At 46.0% G+C, this 19,232-nt stretch carries 16 protein-coding genes; 10 read left to right on the forward strand and 6 right to left on the reverse strand.

All coding sequences use genetic code 11. The features are described from left to right. Nucleotides 1-148: 148 nt before the first annotated feature. Nucleotides 149-3,655: a glycosyltransferase gene (locus QUA00_RS27850; protein WP_333143724.1), complete on the forward strand. Its 3,507-nt coding sequence runs from the start codon at nt 149-151 to the stop codon at nt 3,653-3,655. 73 nt (nt 3,656-3,728) lie between these two features. Continuing rightward, the gene (locus QUA00_RS27855) at nt 3,729-5,057 is read left to right on the forward strand and encodes a GH39 family glycosyl hydrolase (RefSeq protein ID WP_333143725.1); all 1,329 of its coding nucleotides are present in this window, start codon (nt 3,729-3,731) and stop codon (nt 5,055-5,057) included. Nucleotides 5,058-5,394: 337 nt separating this feature from the next. Here QUA00_RS27855 and QUA00_RS27860 read toward each other — a convergent pair whose 3' ends face one another. Together QUA00_RS27860 and QUA00_RS27865 are read right to left on the reverse strand one after the other, a co-directional pair. Further along, nucleotides 5,395-5,694 (reverse strand): contact-dependent growth inhibition system immunity protein, encoded by a 300-nt coding sequence (locus QUA00_RS27860; protein WP_333411880.1) that lies wholly within the window; start codon nt 5,692-5,694, stop codon nt 5,395-5,397. Next, nucleotides 5,691-6,230 (reverse strand): RNase A-like domain-containing protein, encoded by a 540-nt coding sequence (locus QUA00_RS27865; protein WP_333411881.1) that lies wholly within the window; start codon nt 6,228-6,230, stop codon nt 5,691-5,693. Before QUA00_RS27865 ends, QUA00_RS27860 begins: the two co-directional genes overlap by 4 nt. Before the next feature lie 547 nt (nt 6,231-6,777). Between QUA00_RS27865 and rfbF the strand changes: the two genes are divergently transcribed. Beyond that, complete coding sequence (gene rfbF, locus QUA00_RS27870; protein ID WP_333143728.1) at nt 6,778-7,554, forward strand: glucose-1-phosphate cytidylyltransferase; 777 nt, start codon at nt 6,778-6,780, stop codon at nt 7,552-7,554. Nucleotides 7,555-7,562: 8 nt separating this feature from the next. On the opposite strand, the gene QUA00_RS27875 is transcribed toward rfbF, so the two are convergent. Further along, a complete protein-coding gene (locus QUA00_RS27875) occupies nt 7,563-7,700 on the reverse strand; it encodes a hypothetical protein (protein ID WP_333143729.1) in 138 nt (45 codons plus the stop codon). A 95-nt stretch (nt 7,701-7,795) separates the two neighbouring features. Between QUA00_RS27875 and QUA00_RS27880 the strand changes: the two genes are divergently transcribed. From QUA00_RS27880 to QUA00_RS27895, 4 genes are all read left to right on the forward strand, one after another. Further along, entirely contained in the window at nt 7,796-8,860 is a 1,065-nt protein-coding gene (locus QUA00_RS27880) for an acyl-CoA dehydrogenase family protein (RefSeq protein ID WP_333143730.1), read from the forward strand. Between the two features lie 190 nt (nt 8,861-9,050). Further along, entirely contained in the window at nt 9,051-9,782 is a 732-nt protein-coding gene (locus QUA00_RS27885; protein ID WP_333143731.1) for a cyclase family protein, read from the forward strand. 249 nt (nt 9,783-10,031) lie between these two features. Further along, nucleotides 10,032-10,778, forward strand: coding sequence for a DUF1995 family protein (locus QUA00_RS27890; protein WP_333143732.1), 747 nt, complete (start codon nt 10,032-10,034; stop codon nt 10,776-10,778). Nucleotides 10,779-11,106: 328 nt separating this feature from the next. Continuing rightward, the gene (locus tag QUA00_RS27895; protein ID WP_333143733.1) at nt 11,107-11,877 is read left to right on the forward strand and encodes a metallophosphoesterase family protein; all 771 of its coding nucleotides are present in this window, start codon (nt 11,107-11,109) and stop codon (nt 11,875-11,877) included. Nucleotides 11,878-12,184: 307 nt separating this feature from the next. Here QUA00_RS27895 and QUA00_RS27900 read toward each other — a convergent pair whose 3' ends face one another. Then, complete coding sequence (locus tag QUA00_RS27900; protein WP_333143734.1) at nt 12,185-13,036, reverse strand: M48 family metallopeptidase; 852 nt, start codon at nt 13,034-13,036, stop codon at nt 12,185-12,187. Nucleotides 13,037-13,409: 373 nt separating this feature from the next. Between QUA00_RS27900 and QUA00_RS27905 the strand changes: the two genes are divergently transcribed. Continuing rightward, nucleotides 13,410-13,934: a DUF4330 domain-containing protein gene (locus QUA00_RS27905; protein WP_333143735.1), complete on the forward strand. Its 525-nt coding sequence runs from the start codon at nt 13,410-13,412 to the stop codon at nt 13,932-13,934. A gap of 168 nt (nt 13,935-14,102) precedes the next feature. On the opposite strand, the gene QUA00_RS27910 is transcribed toward QUA00_RS27905, so the two are convergent. After that, nucleotides 14,103-15,008, reverse strand: coding sequence for an alpha/beta hydrolase (locus QUA00_RS27910; RefSeq protein ID WP_333143736.1), 906 nt, complete (start codon nt 15,006-15,008; stop codon nt 14,103-14,105). A gap of 529 nt (nt 15,009-15,537) precedes the next feature. Between QUA00_RS27910 and QUA00_RS27915 the strand changes: the two genes are divergently transcribed. Then, nucleotides 15,538-16,152: a hypothetical protein gene (locus QUA00_RS27915; RefSeq protein WP_333143737.1), complete on the forward strand. Its 615-nt coding sequence runs from the start codon at nt 15,538-15,540 to the stop codon at nt 16,150-16,152. Here the strand turns inward: QUA00_RS27915 and QUA00_RS27920 are convergent. Continuing rightward, nucleotides 16,120-17,073, reverse strand: coding sequence for a hypothetical protein (locus QUA00_RS27920; RefSeq protein ID WP_333143738.1), 954 nt, complete (start codon nt 17,071-17,073; stop codon nt 16,120-16,122). The genes QUA00_RS27915 and QUA00_RS27920 overlap by 33 nt on opposite strands. A gap of 1,115 nt (nt 17,074-18,188) precedes the next feature. Here QUA00_RS27920 and QUA00_RS27925 point away from each other — a divergent pair. Further along, the gene (locus QUA00_RS27925; RefSeq protein ID WP_333143739.1) at nt 18,189-19,091 is read left to right on the forward strand and encodes an MBL fold metallo-hydrolase; all 903 of its coding nucleotides are present in this window, start codon (nt 18,189-18,191) and stop codon (nt 19,089-19,091) included. Nucleotides 19,092-19,232: the final 141 nt, after the last annotated feature.

A 19,232-nucleotide genomic window follows, 5' to 3' on the forward strand; every position in this document is an offset into this window, starting at 1 on the left:
ACATTTTAAATTTAGGTTGCTGTCAGCAGTATAGCCACAAATATCAGTAAAATTGTATTTTACAGGCCCAACAACGATCAAAAATCTGTGTATCGGCGTCTAAATCTGTGTTGTGTTCCCAAACCATTCGTTATCACCGAGCAAACTCATGTCAATAGCAAATCCGACACCGCGAGTAAGTGTAATTATTCCAGCATATAATGGAGCTCGCTACATCGCGCAAGCGGTAGAAAGCGTCATCAGCCAAACCTATAAAAACTGGGAAATTATCGTCGTAGACGACGGCTCAACCGACGACACCCGCCAAGCATTGCAGCCTTATGTTGAAAAAATTCGCTATGTTTATCAGGAAAACCAAGGAGTAGCTGCCGCCCGCAACCGAGGAATTCAGGAATCCCGAGGTGAATTAATTGCTTTTTTAGATCAAGATGACTTTTTCTTGTCCGATAAGTTAGCTGGACAAGTTGCGTTATTTGACGCTCAGCCATCACTAGGCATTGTTAATAGTGGCTGGCGAATTGTTAAAGAGCAAGGCGAAAGTATTTGCGATATAAAACCCTGGGAATACTTTCCTCAGCTCGACTTAAAAACCTGGATTGTTTATATGCCCCTACTTCCCAGCGCCATGATGTTTTCGCGGGCGTGGCTGGAACGAGTCGGTGGCTTTGATTCTCAGTATGATTCAGTAGATGATGCCGACTTAATTGTGCGTTTATCACTATCTGGGTGCGAAGCTGTTTGGTTGCCTCAAGTGACAGTATGCTACCGCCAGCACGGGCAAAATGTGTCCATCCAGAGAGCGATAAAACAGGCAAACCTTTGTATTAAATTAAAGCAAAATTTCTTCAGTAGAGCCGACTTACCAGAGGACATCCGCCAATTAGAAAAGCTTGCTTTTTATGAGGCTCTGACATGGATGGCGTGGCAACTCTACTACAGTGGCTATCCGGCAGAAATGACTGACTATTTGCAAAAATCTTTGGATTATACCCCGTACTCCCTGACAGCAACTATAGCAGATTGGGTAAAGCGCATCACCGGAATTGCTAAGACCTACGGCTGCCAAATCGAGGCTATTGCTATGGGAAAATTACCAGAATGGAAACAGTTAATAGCTAGTATCATCACTCCCAAAAAAGTACGCGTCAGTGTCATTATCCCGACTTATAACTGCGAGCGCTACATTCTCAAAGCCGTAGAGAGCGTTCTCAGTCAGAGTTATGAAAACTGGGAAATTATCGTCGTAGATGACGGTTCAACAGACAATACCAGCCAAGTTTTAGCACCTTACCTCGATTTAATTCAATACATCTATCAAGATAACCAAGGATCAGCAATTGCTCGAAATAATGCTTGCAAATTAGCCAAAGGGGAATTTTTAGCTTTTTTAGATGCTGACGACTTCTTCTTAGCAGAAAAACTAGAAAAACAAGTAGCTTGCTTTGACGCTGACCCCACATTAGATTTGGTGCAAACAGGTTGGCTGATCGTTGGCAAAAACGACGAAGGCATCTATGGAGTAAAGCCTTGGGAAGAATCACCAAAATTAGATTTAGAAACTTTTGTTTTGTACAAATCAGCGCGTCCCAGCGCCATGATGCTGCGGCGAGAGTGGTGGGAACGCTTGGGGGGTTTCGATCATCGCTTGCCGCCAACCGAAGATTTAGATTTTGTTCTACGTTTAGCTTTAAAAGGCTGCAAGTCAGTTTGGTTAAAAGAGATATTAACCTGCTATCGCCAGCACGACAGTAATCTCATGTCCAGCGGCTCCAAACTAATGAAAAATATGGAAATTGTGATGGAGCAATTTTTCGCGCGGCTAGACTTACCTCAGTACATCCGCGACTTGAAACGCGAGGAACGTTACAGGTCTTTAGTATGGCTAGCGTGGCGGATGTACCGTGATGGATATTTGGCAGAGATGGTCGAGTGTTTGGAGAAATCTCTTCATTACACTCCTTTTACAGGTACGGAAACAGTATTTAGATGGTTAGAAACTTTTAGGGGTGTTTCGCAAGAATACGGGTTCGACTTTGATACTTATGCCTTAACCAATTTAAAAGAATGGCAAGATATCGTAGTGGTTGCTGCTAACAATACTCCTCAGTTTCAACCTGCACATATTTCGATTTCCCAACCGCAAAAAGCCCGCCTACTACTGTACGCGGAAGACCACGGAGTGGGAGGTTTAGCTCAGTTCAACCACTCGCTGATGTGTAAATTAGTAGCCGAAGGCTACCAAGTTATTAGCGTTCAAACTAAAGCTTCTCACCCTTTAATTGCCGAACAAAAACAGTTAGGTATAGAACATATTTGGCTGGATTTTGACACAATAAAAGAGTTTTTGCGAGGTACTTACAATTTAGGCGATGCTGAAAAAATTTACGCGCAGGCTCAACCGGATTTAATTATATTTAGCGACGGCTCGCCGATAGCCAATTTTGCGGCCAAACAAGTTGCTATTAAGCAGAATATACCGTACATAGTTACTCTCGGTTATATCGATCGCAATTATGAAACTTTCGATCGGGGCGATCAAATTCCCTATTTGGAGGCTGTCTCCTATCAGTACGGTTTAGCCAAAGCAGTAGTAGCAGTGTCCCAGGAAAATTTAAACTTGTTCAAAAGAATTTTTAAAGTGCCTCTAAAACGAGGCAAACTTATTTATTATGGGAGACCTAACAGTTATTTTGAACCGCCGAATCTTTCAACACGCCAACGCCTGCGTCAAGAACAAGGAATCCCTGAAAATGCTGTCGTTTGTTTTACAGCGGCGAGATTGACTCCACTTAAAGGATATCAGTATCAATTGCAGGCGATCGCCCAATTGAAAAATCGTCCAATTTGGTCCAAAATTTACTTTGTTTGGGCCGGGCCTGGGTCTACTACTCACGACAATCTGGAACCTGAATTAAGAGCAACTGTGAGCAAATTGGGAGTAGAAGAACAGGTTAAATTCTTAGGACAGCGCTGGGATATTGCTGATTGGCTCGACGCCAGCGACATCTTTATTTTATCTTCCCAAGCAGAAGGAATGCCGCTAGCAATTATGGAAGCAATGGCAAAAGGATTGCCTGTAATTGCCACAGCAGTCAGCGGGATTCCTGAAGAATTGGGAGATACAGGAAAGTTGCTCCCCGATCCTACAATCGACCCAGAAGGAACAGTAAAAGAGTTAGTAGAAACGCTGGAAATATGGGCCGAAAATCCCGAATCGCGTAGACTTGCAGGACAAGCGTGCAAAGCGCGAGCCCAAGAACTATTCAAAGAAGAACGGATGCTTCGGGAATATGGAGAAATAATTGAACAGGCATTGGTAAGTGACGATGAGAACGACAGTTTCTCTATTAGTCCGAAACTCAAAAAGCAGCTACAGCAAGTGGATAGCCTGCTGAAACACTATTATTTAGTGTGGAAAGCTTGGGAGGCTTACGATCGGGGAGATATGTCCGAGATGGTGAACAATTTGCAATCTGCTTGGGCCTGCACACCTTATTTGACCACAGAAACTATCTTTCATTGGGTGCAAAATTTTAGTGTTTTTGCTGCGGAAAAAGGAGTTAATTTCGATATCAACGAGCTGATCAACTCCCCATCGTGGCAACAAGTGATAGAATCAATACAGGGTTTTGAAGTGTTTTCATCGGTTCGTTAAAACTGAGCTCTTGCAGCATTCTTAGGAACGGGCTCTCCGGCCCCTTCCACAAAACATCAACCAAAGAAAAGATATGCAATTTACATTCAAGTTCCCACGTATTAATAAACTGCTGCCAATTTGTTTAGCTATTGTCACTGTTCTGTTAATAGCCTATTTGGGACAGCCAAGAGCGATCGCCCAACTGCGATCGAACGTTACAGTAGATTTTGGACAGCCAGCCACCGGTACAATTTCCATGAGCGGCATCCTGCACGGAATCGATACCGCAAAACCCCCGGATAGTTCTATCAAACCCTTGCAGCCCAAACTTTGGCGGGCGGGGAGACTCGATATCTACGATCGCATAATCGCCAGCGGAGCCGAGTTTCAGTTAGTAGTTAGCGACTTGTGGGGCTACGGTAGCAATCCCAATGGCTGGCCCTATCAAAACTACCCCGCCTGGGAAGCATTCGTGCGGCAATTAGCTCAGCAAAATAAAGGCAAAAAAATTATTTGGGATGTATGGAATGAGCCAGATTGGAAAGATCCATTTTGGAACGGAAGCAGAGAACAATTCTTTGAAACTTACAAAAGAGCTTACAAAATCTTGCGGGAAGAATTGGGGCCGTCAGCAATGATTGGCGGGCCGAGCCTCGGCCGCTACAGCAAAGAATATCTCGCCGCTTTTTTGGATTACTGCAAGGCTAACAAACTTGAAGTTAATTTCCTCTCATGGCACGAACTTAACGACACGATGATTTTATTTGTTGACGATCACGTAATTGAGGCTAAACGCAATTTTCAGCAAAGTCCCTCTTACAAGGAACTGAAATTGCAAAAAATTTACGTCAACGAAATTGTCGGGAACTTAGCGCAGTACCAGCCGGGGGAAATCTTAGGTTATTTGTATAACTTAGAGTATGCAAAAGCTGACGGTGCTTGCAGAGCTTGTTGGGATACTAAAGGGCCAAATAAAGTTAGCAATTGCTTCAATAATACGCTGAGTGGGATGGTCACGCCTAATACTTTTGAGCCAAGAGCAGCTTGGTGGGCTTACAAAGCTTATGCTGACGGAGTTAATTCGCGGGTGCGGAGTTGGTCAAATAACAATCGCCTTGTCGCTTTAGCCAGCAAGTCAAATCCTGAAGGTAAAGCACAGGTACTTTTAGGTTATTTCGACCCCAATTTTTCCTCAGCAACAACGGTAACATTAACCCTCGGCAATTTGGAGCAGCTAGGTATTCAAAGGGGTCAGAAAATAACTCTAAAGTTAGAAAAGATTCCCAACAATCAAGAAGGATCCGTGCCAAAGCTTGTCACCGTTAAAGAAGAAAGTTTTTCCGTGGGTAGCGGCAGCTTGGCTTATGTTATCCCTAATTTCAACGTCCACGAAGGCTACTTATTGACGGTTAGCAAGTGAGCTAGCTATCCTATTAGATTGTGAACAACTTGTAGAGACACTCCAAAAGCCCATTGGTGTCTACTTAACGTTAAACCGATAGTCCGACAGGGGTTGAAACCCCTGCCTCAAAGCTAAAGTCCTCTAAAAGAGGACTAATGAATTATTCAGTCCTCTTTTAGAGGACTTTGGCTATAAGCCCCGTGGAATTCATTCCCTGGCGGACTGGCGGGTAGGCGCGAGGACTAGCGGACGAAAAGCTTAATTTGACACGCATTGGGCACGGCGCCGTGTCCTTACAAATATATAGACAAATTGTGGGACAGGGCACTGCCGCGTCCTTACAAATATATAGATTTTAGCTGGGATTATTCAAAGATTTTTGCACCGATTCCAACCATTCTCGGACTGTTTGATTTTCGGATTGTGGGTCGTAGTAACACCCTAATTCATCGAGGATAAATGCTTCTAAATCGGCGGGGGCGATCGGCATTTCTAGCAGTTTGCTGAGCTCTTGCGATGCAGATTCAACACTTGCGGGCGGTTCGCTGGTGCGGTAGTTGTTCACTACATCGCTGGGAGTGTCAGCTTCTAACGGCCAGTCTTGGTGAAAGTAGGAACTGAAAAATTGGGTTAAATGAGGAAATTGATCGATCATTGGGGATAGGCTGTGAGAATAAAGTATCCGGGAGGTAATTTGGCGCTGCGCTGGAGGACGATTCTCAGGCGAGATGTTGAAGTTGCTTTGGAGGCGCGACGACGCAGAGTAATGCCAATTATTCTGTTGGCATTGTAGTCGATCGTATAACGATTGCCTCGACTTTTCACCCAAGAGTCGATCGCACTTTGATTTCTGTTCATTGCTTCTGCAATAGCCGCTTCGGCGACGGAACGATCAGTAAAAGAAGATGCGGCAGGAATTCTCGTTTCGCTTGCGAGTCGCTGTGCTAGTTGTGCTTCTGTTTTACCAACGTGTCTCTCTAAAGTGTGTCCTCCTGCTGATTCGTGAAAGTCTAATCCGCCGCCCGGTATGTTGGGTACAAAAGCTATGGTGGTTTGTGATATGGTTGAGATTTTCGGTGCAACAACCGTGGCGTAAACACCCGGTATAGCCGATTGGAATAATATAATTATTGAGGCGATCGCACACAGGATACCTAAAAACTTTTTTAGGCGATCGAGTTGAGTTTTCATTGCTGTTGAATCTCTTCCTTATATTTAGTAGAGGTGTTGGCTTTGTTTGTCTATTTCCTAATCTACCATTCGTAATACCAATTTAATGTGAAGTTGCACATATCTCGATCCCCCTCGCATACCCCCTACTCCCCCTTAATAAGGGGGACGAAAGAGAAGAATCTTGTCCCCCCCTTAGTAGGGGCGGTGCCCCCGTGCCCGCCCTCTTGGCTAGGGGGAATCGGATTCTATGCAACCTCATAAAAAATTGGTATAAGTTAGAAATAGCGCGCCGCATTTAAATATACGGTGTGCAGTGCGCGACCTACGGTTAAGTAGAAATTGCCCGCAATATTTAAATACATGGTTCTCCGCGCGCACCCTAGGATTATTCATAAATAGACGCAAATAGAGGGGGCTGGGCACCCAGCATACGATTATTGAGAATAGTTTGTGATTTCTGTGGTTTACAAAGCTTCACTCACTATGAGAAAAAGTTAATAATTCTTTGACTAAATCACTGATTATTGATGATAAATTAATTGATCATCTTTAAAAAATTGAAAAAATGCAAGTAGTTATCCTAGCAGGTGGTCTCGGTACTCGTCTCAGAGAAGAAACAGAATTTCGTCCCAAACCCTTAGTTGAGGTGGGGGGGCATCCAATTATTTGGCACATCATGAAGATATATGCACACTACGGTTTCCAAGACTTTATTGTGTGCTTGGGCTATCGCGGCAACATGATTAAAGAATATTTCCTCAATTATGAAGCCATGAACAATGACTTTACTATCTGTCTGGGACGCCAAAATATCATCACTTATCACGAGGAACATCTCGAACAAGATTTTAAGGTGACACTGGCTGAAACTGGCGCGGCAAGCATGACGGGAGGGCGGGTAAAACGAATCGAAAAATATATCGATCGCGAGAATTTCATGGTGACATACGGCGATGGAGTAGCTGATGTCGATATTGACGCCTTGATGGATTTTCACAAGTCTCACGGGAAGCTGGCAACTGTCACTACATTTCGCCCGATTTCTCGCTTTGGAATTTTGGATGTAGACAGCGATAGCCGCGTAGTACAGTTTTCTGAGAAACCTCAAATAGATGGCTGGATCAGTGTTGGATATATGATATTTAACCGCCGGGTATTTGACTATTTGGGGGGAGATGATTGTATTTTAGAACAGGAGCCGATGCAGCGTTTGGCTGCAGACGGACAGTTGATGGCTTACCGTCATGACGGCTTTTTCTTTGCGATGGATACTTTTCGAGAATACAAGTATTTAAACGAACTTTGGGATGAAGGGAAGGCTCCTTGGAAAGTGTGGAAATAAGTTAGTTGTTACATTCTCAACAAGCCTTTTATGAACGGGCTCTCCGGCTCGTTCCACAATAGATAGAATTTATTTCTTGTGGAACAGGCATCGGCTCTCCGGCCCGTTCCACAATAGATAGAATTTATTTCTTGTGGAACAGGCATCTTGCCTGTTCTTGATAAGGGTGCACAATGTGAGGAAATAAGTAGGGACACGGCACTGCCGCGTCCCTACCTCTGCTATAAAATAATTATAAAACATGGATTTTCAAGATATTCTAAACAGCACAGAAACTTACCTGCAAAAGTGCGTTTCACCCCACGCGGAAATTATCGACAGCGACTCGGAAGCGCTAAAAACAGCAATTGCTGGATTGGAAGATCGATCGCTCTTAGCATTGCGAGTTCCCCAAAAATGGGGCGGTGCCGAAATTGCACCGGAGATTTTTTACAAATATCAGGAATTGACGGCTCGATATTCCGGCGCTTTGTCTTTCCTGCAAACTCAGCACCACAGCGCCACTGCGATGATTGCCAACAGCGACAATGAAATGCTAAAAAGCAGATACTTGCCCGCGATCGCCCAAAAAGAGTTACGCTTGGGTATTGGGTTTTCGCATTTAAGGCGATCGGGCAATCCGGCCGTCACCGCAACTCCCACAAAAGCGGGCTATTTACTGTCAGGAAAAGTTCCTTGGGTAACAGGTTTTAGCTTGTTTCAAAAGTTTATTGTAGCGGCGGTACTTCCTGACGAACGCGCTGTTTTCGGTTTAGTGCCTTTTGCCAATATTGAAGGCGAATATGGTAAAATAGCTTGTAGCGAAATCATGCAGTTAATTGCCATGAACTCGACTAATACTGTGACAGCAACTCTCGATAATTGGTTGCTGCATGAATCGGAAATAATTTCAGTTAAACCTGTCGGCTGGATTTCGGAAAACGACACCAAAAATATACTGAATTTTGTTCCGGCTACTTTTGGCTGTATTCGAGCCGGATTAGATGTAATTGCTGCAGCGGCGGCTGCTAAGAATTCACCTTTTATAACGGCGGCTTGTCAAAAACTAGAGCAAAAGCTCGATCGGCTAAAACAGAATTTCCCACAATCTCAACATAGCTCCAAAGCAGAACAATTAGCGCTGCGAGCTCAAGCCATTGATTTAGCGGTGCGTTGCGGGCACGCTGCGGTTGCAGTTTCTAGTGGCGCTGCTAACGGTGCGGTACACCCAGCCGGGAGAGTTTATCGAGAAGCTTTGGTGTATACTGTTTCCGGGCAAACAAAGGATGTGATGGAAGCAACGCTCGATCGGCTAATCCAATTTTAGATTTTAGATTTTAGATTTTAGATTGAGATCGCAGACGGTCAAAAAATCAACCAGGTTTAATAAATAATCAATCTACTTTACCTAATGATATCAAATCCATTCGTATCCGAATTATCCATCCCTCTCTTCTCTAACTCTGCGCCCTCTGCGCCCTCTGCGGTTAAATACTTCAAAAACAATCGCCAACGATATGACAAACCAATTAAACTTAAATAATCTCAAAACGATCGCCTACAGCAAAATTGTAGACTTAACCCATTCAATTCACCCAAATATTCCCATTTGGCCCGGAGATCCAGCGACAGAAATTGCCACAGTATCTCAAATAGAAACAGACGGGTATTTCCTGCGAAAATTCTCGATGGGCGAACACAGCGGCACTCACATCAACGCACCCAACAGCTTTTATGCAGGAGGCGCCAGCATTGATAATTATTCCCCGCAGTCACTCGTTGTGCCCGCAATTGCGATCGACATCCGAAAGCAAAGTCTTGCCAATCCCGACTACACTTTAACAATTGATGATATATTGACTTGGGAACGGCAGCACAAACTTATAGAACCGGGAAATCTAGTTTTATTGTATACTGGCTGGCAAGAAAAATGGGAGGACGAGAAAGCATTTTTCAACCGAGACGATCGCGGAATTTGCCACTTTCCGGGATTTGGCAAAGCAGCAACTCAATTTTTGCTAGAAGAACGCTCTATCGCGGGAGTTGGAACCGACACTCACGGAGTCGATACCGGGCGAGATGAAAGTTTTGTGGTTAATAAATTGGTATTGGAAACGCAGCGAATAGTGCTGGAAAATCTAGCAAATCTCGACTTGTTACCTGCGGCTGAAATTACTTTAGTTATCGGAATATTGCGCCTTTTGGGAGGTTCAGGTTCGCCAGTGTCGGTGTTAGCTTTTGTTGCTTGAGGCGGTAAAACTTAGATATTGCATTATGCTCAAGAACGGGCAAGATGCCCGTTCCACAAAGAGTCAATTTTTTTTGTGGAACAGGCCGAAAAGCCTGTTCCTAAACGGAAAGCCCGATGCCCTTTCCACAAAGAGTGAATTTTCTTGTGGAACGGGCCGAAGAGCCCGTTCATAAATAGGTAATTGAGAATGGTGCAATATCTCAGGTAAAATTAGATTGAGAGAAGTCGAGTAAAAACAATTAAATTAATGACAGAACTGCCCAAGGATCTCAACGAGGCGATCGCCCAATCCCGCATTGCCACCGCCGCTGCCCTCTCGGACGGCAAAACTCTACTGCAAGTCGAATTAGTATTTCCAGAAATCGCCCTACAAGCACAGTCTATCACCTTACAATTCCTCCCAGAATTTGAGGAAATCTACCCCGGAGTAAAAGTCTTTTTTCCCGACACCGGTGCTGCGGCCCTCGCGCGCCGTGACTGGGGAGAAACACCGTTTAAAGTCACTGATTTAGGCAGCAGTCGCACTCCTGTTGAAGATAAAATAGCGCCGGAAGATCAACTTTTCCTTTTGATCAATCCAGCAGCCGTAGAAGTTGCCCAAGTCGAAAAACTTTACATAGCTGCGGCCGGTCGCCCAGTAATTCTACTCAACCCGCGCCTCGAAGATGTTGCCACCATAGGTATAGGCTATGCGGGCCGCCAATTGCGCGATCGATTCCTCAGCAAAATTGAATCCTGCTACTACATCAGACCCCTAGACACTGCTGCTTTATTCCGCTGCTACCCCCAATCGTGGCAAGTGTGGCTGGAAACAAACGACCAATACGAACTAATTTCTGAAACCGCCCAAAAACCAGTCGGAGACGATTTAGAGCGGATTTTAGCCGCTTCTCTCCCCAGCGCCGATCCTGACTCCACCACACCTGCCAAACCCTTAAAAAAGAAAGGTTTTTTGGCAGAACTCCAGACATTCCTCAAAGCTTTGACTCAGTAACAATCGTTAATGATCGATCGTATTTTAGGGTGGTCAGCTAGGATTATTTTCGACTTAATCGGTCGGCTAATCGCTGATGCACCCTAAAGAGTGAAATAACTCAAAGCTTTGCCTCAGTAACAGCAGTTGCAGAAGCACAATTAACAGCTTGCCTGTGTTTCTACCAGTAGCTACGCAAACAGAGACTGGTGAGCTTTACAGAATCTTTATAAAAAGCACTATAATGGGTGACACCCCTCCACCGTAAAAGAGGGGAGGCAAATAACAGCAAAATCAGATGCTATAAGCTAGAGATGGGGCTTTTGAGTCAGGGAAGCGGATAAACACAATGGAGCATCGGCGCATTGTTATCGGGGACGTACACGGGCATTACGACGGCTTAATGACCCTGCTAGAGGCACTTGCCCCCAGCTCGAACGATCGCGTCTATTTTTTGGGAGACTTAATCGATCGTGGCCCCAAAAGCGCTCAGGTATTAGATTTTGTGCAGCAAAGCCCCTACCAAACTCTGTTGGGCAACCACGAACAACTGATGCTGGAGGCTTTGTCGGGAACGCCGATGGATATGCGAGCGTGGCAATCTTGGCTCTACAGTGGCGGCGATGCGACAGTAGCCAGCTACAGAGATACAGGGATGATGCCGTATAAACACTTAGAGTGGCTGCGATCGCTCCCCACGCACCTGGATTTAGGGGACATCTGGCTGGTTCACGCCGGCGTTGACCCCCATCTGTCGATCGATGAACAGTCGATCGAACAACTCTGTTGGATTCGCAGGGAATTTCACACCATGCCGAAACCCTATTTTCCCAATAAATTAATTATCACCGGTCACACGATCACCTTTACCTTTCATGGGGTCAGACCGGGCGAATTAGTCAGGGGCGAAGGGTGGTTGGATATTGACACGGGTGCTTATCATCCCAAAAGCGGCTGGCTGACAGGATTTGACCTCAGCTACCGCAGAGTTTATCAAGTAAATGTATTTAACAATCAAGTCCGAATTTTGCCGTTTGACGAAGTTGTTCGGCAATTGAAGCCGCAGCCGATTGCACCCCCGCAACCTGCGATCGATTCTATTGTTCAACAGCAGTGTTAAATCAATTTGTAGTTGTAGGGTGCGTCAGTTTAAGTTTGATCTATCTTAGATATTGCACCATTGTCAATAATTATTTTATGAACAGGCTTTCCGGCCTGTTCCACAAGAAAATTTATCTCTTGTGGAACGGGCCGGAGAGCCCGTTCTTGAGAATGGTGCAAGATGTGATATCTATTAAATCGCAATTAACTTGCTGCTGACTTACCCTAGTAACTGGATTTGTTTTTTAACGAACCGCGAAGACGCGAAGATCGCGAAGTAAGAAAAGAGAAGAGAAGAGAAGAGATTGCCTGGCTGATTTACATTTCTACGAACCTAAAAGCCTGCGGATTTCTAGCCTGTAATCCTCATTATTCAAACCTTCACCGCTAGCAAGATCCGGATCTATAGCCTGCGAAATAGCAGCAATACGATCGGCAGTAGCCGGGTGAGTGCTTAAAATGCTCGGAGGAGAAGGCTTGTTGAGCAACTTTTTCATAAAATCAACCATCCCAGATTGAGCGTAGCCCGCTCGCCCCATAGTTTGCAATCCCAACTGATCGGCTTCATACTCAGCTTGGCGACTGTGGGGGCGCCGCAAAGCCAATTCTACCCCAATCTGAACCGCCTGAGATCGATCGAGCCCAGTCGCCGAAGCTACGCCTGAAGCTATGGCCATTTGACGCATTTGTTTAATCGCGTGGCGAGCATTAATGTGAGCGATTTCGTGGGCGATGACACTGGCCAATTCTGCCTCATTGTCCGCCGCCGTCATCAAACCTTTATTCACATAAACAAAACCGCCCATTGTCGCAAAAGCATTAATATTGTCGTCGTCAATCACTTGAAAAGTATAAGGAATATCGGGGCGAGTGCTTTCTTGAGCGAGTCGTTGACCGATGCGGTTGATATATTCTGTAGTATCCCGATCGCGGTCAATCTTAAACTCGCTGTTGGTTAACTGCTGATTAATTTGTCGGCCAATAGTCACCTCTTGGCGATCGGACATATTCGACAATTGAATAACTTGAATGCCTCGAAAAATCAGTTCAGGCAAAGAAAATGCTTGAGTCGGTTCCGGGGAAACCACCCAGATACCCGCAGCCACCATCAGGGACAGAAACAGATAAATCCCCCGGCCACAAGTACGCCGGCAAGTCAACCAAAAACTTTTTAACATGATTGATACGTGGGAGAAGTTAGATAAAATTTGAGGAAAAACTCGAAAAGTCACTCAATAGGCAGACGCAATTTGAGGCTGCTTAGTTGCTATTCTAGCTTTTTGCCAATTTTTCACCCCCCCACCAGCTTCTGGGCGATCGGCCCGCAGCCCAACCAACCGCCGTCAACTGCCTTCTGGGTTAAGTGCCCCAGTCATGCGGATTTGGGGCGATCGTTGTGGTAATATCTTTTAGCTTCAGGACTTACGCATCAATAAAGTATGTCATTGCCAGCGGTAGCTCAGCAATAGCAGCATCTGTTTTTCATCGATGTCTGTGTAAGTCCTGAGCTTGTAAACATACTCCTGTCGCTATCAGTATAATAGGCGATTTATGAAAATTTTGGATTCTCAAGGCCGACTGTTCGGCAAACTCAGCATCCTAGACGTAGCTGCAGCTCTAATCGTACTGCTAGTTGCAGTCGGAATCTTCTTCTTTCCCGGCACTTCTGGCGGTTCCGTCGCCCAAGTCGGCACCAGTGTCAAACCTGTAGAAATTGATGCAATTGCGATCGGTCTCAAAGGAACAAACGTTCAAGATTTGTTCAAAGCTGGCGATAAAATCAATGTAGTGATCCGCAATCAACCCTCCGGTCAGATTACCATTAAATCTGTCAAAACTCTCACCAGAACCCTAGCAGTTCCTCAGCCCAACGGCACTCTGAAAGCTCTCCCCGATCCCAGAGAAGAAGAATCCTTCAGCAAAAATATGATGTTTACCTTAGAGGGAAAAGGTCAACTTACTGAAAATGGCCCGGTTTTAGGTAATACGAAAGTCAAAATTGGCACTACGCTAGAGCTTGAAGGCAACAAGTACATTTTCAACGCCAGCGTTATCGACGTGCGAGTAAAAGAGTAGTCAGTAGTCAGTAGTCAGTAGTCAGTAGTCAGTAGTCAGTAGTCAGTAGTCATTGCTAATGGGAAGAGGGAATTCATATTCCTTCTTCCTTCTATCCTTTACATCCTTTACATCCGTTACATCCGTTACATCCGTTACATCCGTTACAAAATCCGTTGCCGAACTTCTTCACCCTTCCGAAAGCAATTTTAAGTATTGCTTAATTAAGCCAATCGTGACAGCGGGAATTTCTAACTGCGGAGTCAAACCTACGTTTTCGAGAGGTTGAAAAACTTTGATTGCTTCGGGATTGAGATTTGCCAACCGCTGGCCGATATCGGGGCCGGTAAACTGCGATTTTTCTCCCCAAATAATCGCTGTCGGCGTTGTTAGCTGAGTGATGTACAGCGACAAATCAAAGCACAAATCTCCCCGCACAAAAGACAGGGCGGCATATTCTGCATTTGGTTCCAAAGCAGATTGGAGGTAAGCATCAACAATTTCTTGGTAAACGCGACGCGAATCGGCAAATTGGCGTTGTTCTAGGAAGCTACGGATGCCGCCGTCTGTGGCGATTCCGGTACTGTAGAGCAAGCGATCTAAAATCGGCGTGTTGACTAGCTTAGCGAAGAAACTGCTGCCGTAATCTTGTCCGAAGTCCGACAAACCGCTGGGTATGGTCAAAATTAGGGATTTGAAGAGATCCGGCCGTGCGATCGCAGCTCGAATCGCGATCGCCCCTGTTAGCGAAGAAGCAATCACCTCTGTCGGACTACCGCAAGTTTTTTCGATAAATTCGATCAACGTTGTGATATAATCTTCAACCTGATAATTTCTTGCCGGATGTTCCGATCGCCCCCAACCGATTAAATCCGGTGCTAAAATTCGATATTCTGTCGCAAAAGCCGGATAAACTTTCGACCATTCGTAGGCACTCGACCCGCCGCCAAAACCGTGAAAAAATACTAAGTTGGGCTTATTTTCCGAAGTTGAGGTCGGCAACCCCATCCAAGGCATTTTTTCAGCAGTGTAGTAGACCATTCTGCCGAGAGAAGTAACTATCGAGCGCTGACCGAAGCCGAGGGGTACAAGCATAAACTAACCTTAATCGCTGTTATATTTTAGATTCTTTTCCGTCGCCCCGTCTTTATTTAAAAAACTTGCAAAGCTGGTGGCGTTTTTGTAAAGATTGAGTAATGATTTAAATCTATTTTAGTACAGGTGAAGCGTGAAACTACAGACAGCAAGTAAGTTTTGCGATTTGGGCAATTCGGCTGTGTAGTTATCCTTACCCTTGCAAACTACCGCCGATCGGAGATAATAGCAAAATGATGGGTAAGACCCCTCAACAAAATAGAGTCGGTTCGCCAACCCCGAAAGCAAGCGCTCGGAAAGGAGGACTATTAGAACTCGCTTTCAGGCAGGCGGCAGGTTTGCCGACGCTCGCCAATCACAAATCATTAATCACGATATTTTGCGGAGCAGTGGCTTTTGAGGTCGAAAGTCTTTGTTGGAGGGCGGGTGATGGGGTTTCGATTCCTAATTGCAGGTTTGGCAATCACGGGCCTCGCCGTTATCAATTCCAAAACAGAAGAAACAACTAATCTCAGGGAGGTCTACTAAAATGCAACTGCTCAGAAAAAGGGATCGCGAGGGTTTTATGGTTGATGCGAAAAGTCTTCAATCAGACGGGTTTGCAGAATTTGATACAGCCTATCGAAGCATGGATTTAAACAGCAAAAAGTCTTTTGTCGCCACTCCAGAACGCTCAGCCGCCGGGTCAGAGGTGCGATCGCGCGCCACGGTACCTGCGATCGTCCGGGTAGCTTTAGAAGACTTGAAATGCTTTGAAGTAGTAGAACACCAGTTTGCACATTGGGGGGTTACTTTTAGCAATGCCGTCGCCATCCAACCTTCAAACCCAGCATTTTTCACAGGTTCTGGGGCAACAGTGTTAATGGGAGCCCCCAAAAGCGGACTGATAGAAGTAACTTTTAAGTATCCAGTTCGCTGGGTGTCAGGACTTGTCACCAGTTCGCGACGAACTGTTTTATCTGCTTGTGATATTGACGGCAACCCAATTGTTCAGGATGAAATGCCGGCGCCCAATCTGATCGGGTCTAATTCTCCGATCGACCCTAGGGCTCCCCTACGCGTAAAAGCTCCGAATATTCATAAAATTACTTTTTACGCTTTTGATGGTCAGCTAATAGTCGATGACTTGACTTTTGGATTTTAAAGCCATGCCATAAGTAGCGTCCCAAGTCTGCAAACCTTCGAGAAGGGCATTGCGGACTAAAGCTTCTGGTTCCCGACTCAGCATCAGGCGAAAGCACTCGGCAGCGCGGGAACGGGCGATCCTCTGCGAGGGCTTCGCTAACGAACTTTTGACAGAGCTCACAGGGCCAAACCCACCCTGATTCACCAAATCGGTCATTTGCCGCACTGCAATCAAACGCTTCACGGGGTCAGCATCAGTCAAATCCGCCAAGATGCGATCGAGCACCACTTCATCTTTTGCGGCCCCCAGACTCAACCCTTGCCGCAGCAACAGCCAGGGAATCGCGATCGTGCCCAAATTCTGCAAAATTAGGCTCAAAGCCATCCAGTGGCTGCTTGAGTCAGCCCAAATCGCCAAACTCATGTAAGCGCCCAAGGTAGCAATGCCGCCGGTGCCGACGGCTAAAACGAAGCGGCGGTTCGGGCCCTCCCAAAATTGTTCGCCTTTTGCTCGCAGCAATTGCCAGTCCCACGACTGCCCTCGGTAAACCAGCATCATCGCTGCTATCCCCAGGCCTGTGGAAAACAGTAACTGACTGTTCCACCACCCCCAAACTGCTGCCAGGGTGACAACTGCCAGCCAACCTTTCGATCGAGTCAAACTCTCTAGCAGCCACTTGAGAAACGCAGTAGAAACCACAGGCGATCGGGCCCGATCGCTCTTGCCATCTGCCCCCCAGCGCATTGTTTCGGCAGTCCGACCTGTGGCTGTTGGGGTTCCCGGCGGGCGATCGTCCGAACTAAATTTCCTCAAAGCTTGGCCATCCGTCATTTCTACAGACAGGTCGCTCAAGGGGAGATTACCGAGTTCCAAAGTGCGATCGGACACTTTCACAGGCGATCTATTCAGCTTGCTTGTAGTTTTTTTAACTTGATTCATACTGACTTTTTTGAAAAAAAACTTAAAGTTATCCAGGCGTTTTTAGCAGTGATTTAGATTCTCGGCAAACAAGAGTCTAAGACTCTATGATACCCGAAATTCAAACCCGTGGCCAGTACCGCAACTGCGCCGAATTCCGAGAAATCCTTACCAAAAATAGAGCTATTGAAGATAGTTGAGAAAAGCACCACAGGTTAACAGGGAATATTTCTGCATCACTCTTGAGACAGAATGCCGATCGGAGTTGGCATGATGGCAAAAACTCGAAATTTTTTAATTTCCGAAAATAGGGGAATTTTGAGTGATTCAATTCGTCCGCCAAGAAATGCAGGACGAAAATTTAGCCTTTTGCCCGCAGGCTGGGGATGTCGCTGCTACCCGGTGTCAGATGAGGCTGGGTTCAGCTTGACCGCTAGCGGGACGAACCGCCGCCTCTGGGCGGGCAGACAATCCAGACAGTATTGCTTGATAATTAATAGCAGAAGCATTCCTAAACTGCTAAGATTTTGGAATTAATGGGAGTTGAGTTAGTTAAACCGGGTTCTGCTAAAAAGGAGTCCCTGATGCTCATGGGCAGGGGTTAAATGGCGGGACCATCTCAAGTCGGGTAAATTAACCGTCATTCTTGTAGAGGCGCCTTTAGGCCCGATCGGCAACATCAGCCAGATATCGGCGCAACACAGCCCCGACACCTGCATATTATGGTCGCTAAACCGGACTAGATAGCAGGAAAGCCATCATCCGCGTTCCAACCCGTAAAGCAGCAGGGCAAACAAGCAACCGCGCGATCAGGTTCGGCAAATGCGGAGGCTGGAACAAACAGCGGCTTTTGACCAAACTCAGACAGAACTGCTGCCCCAAAGTGTGTCTGCGGAGGTTAGGCTAGTGAAGAGACGAAAAGAATAGTTACGATCGAGACTTGATTAGTCTACCTTGTAATTTATTGCTCAGTTGTCAAGCCCAACAGTTTTGCATTCTCGCGATGAGCGAGACTCTTGGCACTTCCAACAAGTGGGGAACTCGACCGTCAAAGAGCTTGGGTTTGATGGTAAAGCCCTTAGTAATATGTAAACACCTTATCGATAACTCGCCGGAACAATCTTGCAAGAAAACCCATGTCTAGTATGCACAACCAATTCACGGTTCACTTCTGGGGCGTTAGAGGTAGCATAGCGTCTCCCGGAGCAGAAACAGTACGTTACGGGGGCAACACGCCCTGTGTAGAAATGCGAGTGGGTGACAGTCGCCTAATTTTCGATGGCGGTACTGGATTGCGGGTTTTGGGACAAACTCTCCTGTCCCAGATGCCCGTAAAAGCTCATATGTTTTTTACTCACTCTCACTGGGATCACATTCAAGGATTCCCATTTTTTGTCCCAGCTTTTATTCCTGGGAACTGCTTTCACATCTATGGGGCTATTGCTCCTAATAAGGCTACTATCCAGCAGCGCCTCCACGACCAGATGCTGCACCCCAATTTTCCGGTACCCCTGCAAATTATGGGGGCAGACCTGAAATTTAACGATATAGAAGTGGGCAAACCGCTGGAAATCGGAGAGATTAAGGTGGAAACTGCTTTGCTCAACCATCCGGGCGAAGCTATAGGCTACCGCGTAAACTGGCGGGGGTATTCGGCTGCTTACGTGACTGATACCGAACATTTTCCCGATCGTTTAGACGACAATGTGCTGTATTTAGCTCAGGATGCTGATGTGCTGATCTACGACGCTACTTATACCGATGAGGAGTATTATGCCCCGAAGAGCAGCAAGGTCGGCTGGGGACATTCGACTTGGCAGGAAGCGGTGAAGGTGGCAAAGGCTGCTAATGTCAAAAAGTTGGTGATTTTTCACCACGACCCGCTGCACAATGACGAGTTTTTAGACAGGGTGGGAGAAGAAGTGGCTCAAAGGTTCCCGAATAGTTTGATGGCGCGGGAAGGTTTGTCGTTACAATTGCTGCCTCCTGATAACGATTTGTCTGAAGCGTTGGTGCAAGCGCCTCAAGTGTCTGTCTGATGGATTTGAGATTGTCAGATGGTTCTGAAATCTAGATCTGTGAAATCTGACATTTAAGCGAGGGCTGACCGAAAGCATCCAGGATACAAGCCCCCGGATTCATTCCGAAAGCAGACTCAGGACCGGTGAAATAAAAAACCT

The organism is Microcoleus sp. T2B6, assembly GCF_036700475.1.
Taxonomy (GTDB): domain Bacteria; phylum Cyanobacteriota; class Cyanobacteriia; order Cyanobacteriales; family Microcoleaceae; genus Microcoleus.

Bases quoted from the DNA above. Each gene is read 5' to 3' on its own strand.
- QUA00_RS27850 (WP_333143724.1), top strand. From the start codon at position 149: ATGTCAATAGCAAATCCGACACCGCGAGTAAGTGTAATTATTCCAGCA.
- QUA00_RS27855 (WP_333143725.1), top strand. From the start codon at position 3,729: ATGCAATTTACATTCAAGTTCCCACGTATTAATAAACTGCTGCCAATT.
- QUA00_RS27860 (WP_333411880.1), bottom strand. From the start codon at position 5,694: ATGATCGATCAATTTCCTCATTTAACCCAATTTTTCAGTTCCTACTTT.
- QUA00_RS27865 (WP_333411881.1), bottom strand. From the start codon at position 6,230: ATGAAAACTCAACTCGATCGCCTAAAAAAGTTTTTAGGTATCCTGTGT.
- rfbF (WP_333143728.1), top strand. From the start codon at position 6,778: ATGCAAGTAGTTATCCTAGCAGGTGGTCTCGGTACTCGTCTCAGAGAA.
- QUA00_RS27875 (WP_333143729.1), bottom strand. From the start codon at position 7,700: ATGCCTGTTCCACAAGAAATAAATTCTATCTATTGTGGAACGGGCCGG.
- QUA00_RS27880 (WP_333143730.1), top strand. From the start codon at position 7,796: ATGGATTTTCAAGATATTCTAAACAGCACAGAAACTTACCTGCAAAAG.
- QUA00_RS27885 (WP_333143731.1), top strand. From the start codon at position 9,051: ATGACAAACCAATTAAACTTAAATAATCTCAAAACGATCGCCTACAGC.
- QUA00_RS27890 (WP_333143732.1), top strand. From the start codon at position 10,032: ATGACAGAACTGCCCAAGGATCTCAACGAGGCGATCGCCCAATCCCGC.
- QUA00_RS27895 (WP_333143733.1), top strand. From the start codon at position 11,107: ATGGAGCATCGGCGCATTGTTATCGGGGACGTACACGGGCATTACGAC.
- QUA00_RS27900 (WP_333143734.1), bottom strand. From the start codon at position 13,036: ATGTTAAAAAGTTTTTGGTTGACTTGCCGGCGTACTTGTGGCCGGGGG.
- QUA00_RS27905 (WP_333143735.1), top strand. From the start codon at position 13,410: ATGAAAATTTTGGATTCTCAAGGCCGACTGTTCGGCAAACTCAGCATC.
- QUA00_RS27910 (WP_333143736.1), bottom strand. From the start codon at position 15,008: ATGCTTGTACCCCTCGGCTTCGGTCAGCGCTCGATAGTTACTTCTCTC.
- QUA00_RS27915 (WP_333143737.1), top strand. From the start codon at position 15,538: ATGCAACTGCTCAGAAAAAGGGATCGCGAGGGTTTTATGGTTGATGCG.
- QUA00_RS27920 (WP_333143738.1), bottom strand. From the start codon at position 17,073: ATGAATCAAGTTAAAAAAACTACAAGCAAGCTGAATAGATCGCCTGTG.
- QUA00_RS27925 (WP_333143739.1), top strand. From the start codon at position 18,189: ATGTCTAGTATGCACAACCAATTCACGGTTCACTTCTGGGGCGTTAGA.